Raw genomic sequence first — 2,419 nt, 5'->3', positions numbered from 1 at the left:
ATCTCAAACACCAAGGAAACTAGAATAGCTAAGCAAATTTTGCTTCAAAAAAAAAATTTTTCTGATCATCTGCGAAAAGTTGGCTTGAGAGGCGCTGTAACAAGTATCAATGAAAAAACGCCGCCTGGGTCGGTGTTTGGTGAATTTCTAGAAAAGGTGTATTCTCAAATGAATAATTGGCTAAAGCAGCTTTGGACAACACTAGTTTCCTTCACTATCAACATAAGACAGCGCTTGCAACAATTAGCAGCAACAATAGTGAAGGGATTCGAGCAAGCAAATCATAGTAATTCTGAGCCGATTGACCAGCAATCATCATCTCAAGACTCCCAACAACTATCAGAATCATCACAAATACAGATAGTAATGAATTACACACCACCGAATGATGGCAAGGGGCCTGTTGGTGACAGCAAAAATGGCGGATCACTCTGGAAATTGTACCAGCTAATCCATGAAAATCCTGAGTTTAGTAACCCACAACTGTTACCAATATCAGCATCAAAACAACTACAACTATCACAACTACCGATGGTAAATGCTTTCACACCACCGAATGATGGCAAGGGACCGGTAGGTGATAGCAAAAATGGAGGCAGTTCCTTCATGAGTATGAATACATTAAACAATTACAATCCACCGAATGATGGCAAGGGACCGGTAGGTGACAGCAAAGATGGAGGCAGTTCCTTCATGAGTATGAATACATTAAACAATTACAATCCACCGAATGATGGCAAGGGACCGGTAGGTGACAGCAAAGATGGAGGCAGTTCCTTCATGAGTATGAATACATTAAACAATTACAATCCACCGAATGATGGCAAGGGACCGGTAGGTGACAGCAAAGATGGAGGCAGTTCCTTCCGCAGATAGTAGTTACTGAGTTGAAGTATACCAGTTTTAAATTCCTTAAAGTACTTTTTTCCTGGGTTTTAGAGAATAGGGAGTAGCGACTACATCGCTGCTTCCTATTCCCTATTAACTATTGTCTATTGCCTATTCCCGATTCCCGATTCCCGATTCCCGATTCCCGATTCCCCATTCCCGATTCAACACTTCTGGGAAAAAACCAGCTTCCAAAACCTGCTCCTGAGCAAAAGAACACTGACAAGGAAAAGTGTTCAACTTAATCCCAGTTTCCTGGGCTGCCTTAATCCGAGCCTTCTGATAACATTGGTCAAAGACCTCTGGCAAAAACGTTTTTAAACTAGGACTATCCTCCAGCAGTTCTTCCAAACCGATACGCTGTTCAGTGATAGTATTGAGGCAACTGTCGCTCCTTTTCCCTGGTTGATACATCCACTTCAGTAAATGCATCAGCAACACAATCAAACGACTTTTTAACTCGCGCTTTTCCCGTTTACCCATGCTTTCGACTTCTTCAATCAGATTCGCTACATCAACTTGGGCAAACTTACCCTGCCGTAACTGTTGCGCAGTCGCCTCGGTCCACAAGTAAAAGTCTTGCTGATAAAGGTTGTGGGCTGTTGTCATTACTCATTTCCCCAATTAATTGATGCTAGCATGTTGAGACTCCCCGCTCTGACCTAGACGGGGATTTGATTTGTTTGGTGATCCCAATTCTTAAGCATCACACCGCTACACACTAATTTCATGCTAAGAAATCAGTGGTCAGCTGTCAGTGGTCAGTGGTCAGCCTTTAGCTCAATACCTTTAGTGGTGCGTTACGGGGCGGGCTATATCAACCCTGGCTACGAGGTGGAAGATGAGGGCGAGCCCTTCCCTAACGCACCCTACGCCTTCCCACCTATATCTATGGTCTTAATTTAAATCATTGATATTAATTTACCTGCCCTATTGCACAAAACCCTATCCTATAAGATAAACTATAAATAGTCAAATACATTTAGGAAAACTACTGCTACAAGACAACCGGAGAAGGTAATGTCCCTAGGAAAAAAACTACGAGAACGCCGTGAAAGTCTAGGTTTAACTCGCATACAAGTTGCCAGAGCCTGTGATGTAGTAGAGTCTACAGTGATTAACTGGGAGGCGGATCGGCACAAGCCTAAGCTTTATCCAGAACAGACTAAAGCCTTGTGTGATATTTTAGACTTCAAAATTGAGGATCTGATCCAGTAACATGTAAGGGTATACCCAAAGCACAGGATGGCATTGTGCGATCATTTCATAATCATCTCTAGTGCTGCGGATAGCAATAAATATGGCAATTCTTATTTTGGTGAGTTACAAAGCTTATCTTTTTAAGGCAATAGCCATACATGCAATATTTAAGATAGTTTTAACATCAGATTCCCCCCTTGATAAGCTATGCTTTATAAACATATTTCTTTACAAAAAACTTGACAAAAGTAACTTGATATGATTAGTGTGATCAAAAAACTTGACGTCCCACGTTCTCGCTCAGTTTGTATAGGAAAAGCCTTTTGCCAAA

General features: G+C 41.8%; 3 protein-coding genes. 2 read left to right on the top strand and 1 reads right to left on the bottom strand.

The window, feature by feature from the left end; all coding sequences use genetic code 11:
- Positions 1 to 876, top strand: an 876-nt coding sequence (locus F6K49_RS41560) for a hypothetical protein (RefSeq protein ID WP_293107033.1), incomplete at its 5' end; no start/stop codon positions are given.
- Between the two features lie 123 nt (positions 877 to 999).
- Here the strand turns inward: F6K49_RS41560 and F6K49_RS41555 are convergent.
- Positions 1,000 to 1,497, bottom strand: a complete 498-nt coding sequence (locus F6K49_RS41555; protein WP_293027363.1) for a DUF29 domain-containing protein — start codon at positions 1,495 to 1,497, stop codon at positions 1,000 to 1,002.
- Between the two features lie 411 nt (positions 1,498 to 1,908).
- Here F6K49_RS41555 and F6K49_RS41550 point away from each other — a divergent pair, with 411 nt between their 5' ends.
- Positions 1,909 to 2,106 carry a helix-turn-helix transcriptional regulator gene (locus F6K49_RS41550; protein WP_070391622.1) on the top strand — a complete coding sequence of 66 codons (198 nt, stop codon included), beginning with the start codon at positions 1,909 to 1,911 and terminating at the stop codon, positions 2,104 to 2,106.
- The last annotated feature ends 313 nt before the right edge of the window (positions 2,107 to 2,419 follow it).

Source organism: Moorena sp. SIO3I6 (genome assembly GCF_010672095.1).
Note: the sequence above shows the minus strand (reverse complement) of the source record. Positions and strands in the feature narration are given on the sequence as shown.